Below are 1,183 nucleotides of genomic sequence, written 5' to 3' on the forward strand. Positions count from 1 at the left end.
ACTCTCCATAAAAGTTTGTAATACTTAGCTTTTGTAGAAGCTGACTTCTACTTGTTTTAAAAAGAAAAACGAGTTTCCTTTTTCTTGACATACTGGTTGTTTTGTTCAGTTTTCAAAGAGCAAATTTATTGTCTTTTTTAAAAGCGACTTTACTAATATATCATATATATCACTATATTGTCAACAATCTTTTAAAAGTTTTTAAAAGATTGTTTTGTAGTAAAAATCAAACTTTTAAATTGGTGGAGCCTAGCGGGATCGAACCGCTGACCTCCTGCGTGCAAGGCAGGCGCTCTCCCAGCTGAGCTAAGGCCCCGTATAAATAAAATGGTCGGGAAGACAGGATTCGAACCTGCGACCCCTTGGTCCCAAACCAAGTGCTCTACCAAGCTGAGCTACTTCCCGTTATGGCGCGCCCGAGAGGAGTCGAACCCCTAACCTCTTGATCCGTAGTCAAACGCTCTATCCAATTGAGCTACGGGCGCATATGGTGCCGAGGACCGGAATCGAACCGGTACGGTAGTCACCTACCGCAGGATTTTAAGTCCTGTGCGTCTGCCAGTTCCGCCACCCCGGCAAGGGTTTGGAGCGGAAGACGGGATTCGAACCCGCGACCCCCACCTTGGCAAGGTGGTGTTCTACCACTGAACTACTTCCGCGCTTGGCAATGTTTAAATTAAATGGTGCGGGTGAAGGGACTTGAACCCCCACGTCCGAAGACACTAGATCCTAAGTCTAGCGCGTCTGCCAATTCCGCCACACCCGCAAATGGTGAGCCATGAAGGATTCGAACCTTCGACCCTTTGATTAAAAGTCAAATGCTCTACCGACTGAGCTAATGGCTCAAAAATATATATTACATATTATTGATAATTATTATTCACTTGTGAAAAGTGGTGCCGGCCAGAGGACTTGAACCCCCAACCTACTGATTACAAGTCAGTTGCTCTACCAATTGAGCTAGGCCGGCAAATGGTGGAGGATGCAGGGCTCGAACCTGCGACCCCCTGCTTGTAAGGCAGGTGCTCTCCCAGCTGAGCTAATCCTCCGATTTATATCTGCCTGGCGACGTCCTACTCTTGCAGGGGCAAAGCCCCAACTACCATCGGCGCTGAAGAGCTTAACTTCTGTGTTCGGCATGGGAACAGGTGTGGCCTCTTCGCTATTGCTACCAGACAATCCT

9 tRNA genes and 1 rRNA gene are annotated in these 1,183 nt (G+C 47.5%); all 10 read right to left on the reverse strand.

Features of this window, described 5'->3' with window-relative positions:
* Positions 1 to 240 precede the first annotated feature (240 nt).
* Positions 241 to 316: transfer RNA gene (locus D1B32_RS23480), tRNA-Ala, on the reverse strand.
* A 12-nt stretch (positions 317 to 328) separates the two neighbouring features.
* A tRNA-Pro gene (locus D1B32_RS23485) sits at positions 329 to 405 on the reverse strand.
* 3 nt (positions 406 to 408) lie between these two features.
* Positions 409 to 485: transfer RNA gene (locus tag D1B32_RS23490), tRNA-Arg, on the reverse strand.
* Positions 486 to 488: 3 nt separating this feature from the next.
* A tRNA-Leu gene (locus D1B32_RS23495) sits at positions 489 to 577 on the reverse strand.
* A gap of 7 nt (positions 578 to 584) precedes the next feature.
* A tRNA-Gly gene (locus tag D1B32_RS23500) sits at positions 585 to 659 on the reverse strand.
* Between the two features lie 22 nt (positions 660 to 681).
* Positions 682 to 766: transfer RNA gene (locus D1B32_RS23505), tRNA-Leu, on the reverse strand.
* Between the two features lie 3 nt (positions 767 to 769).
* Positions 770 to 845: transfer RNA gene (locus D1B32_RS23510), tRNA-Lys, on the reverse strand.
* 49 nt (positions 846 to 894) lie between these two features.
* Positions 895 to 970, reverse strand: a tRNA-Thr gene (locus D1B32_RS23515).
* Between the two features lie 3 nt (positions 971 to 973).
* Positions 974 to 1,049: transfer RNA gene (locus D1B32_RS23520), tRNA-Val, on the reverse strand.
* An 11-nt stretch (positions 1,050 to 1,060) separates the two neighbouring features.
* Positions 1,061 to 1,176, reverse strand: a 5S ribosomal RNA gene (gene rrf / locus D1B32_RS23525).
* Between the last annotated feature and the right edge of the window lie 7 nt (positions 1,177 to 1,183).

The organism is Oceanobacillus profundus (genome assembly GCF_003515705.1).
Lineage (GTDB): Bacteria > Bacillota > Bacilli > Bacillales > Amphibacillaceae > Oceanobacillus > Oceanobacillus profundus.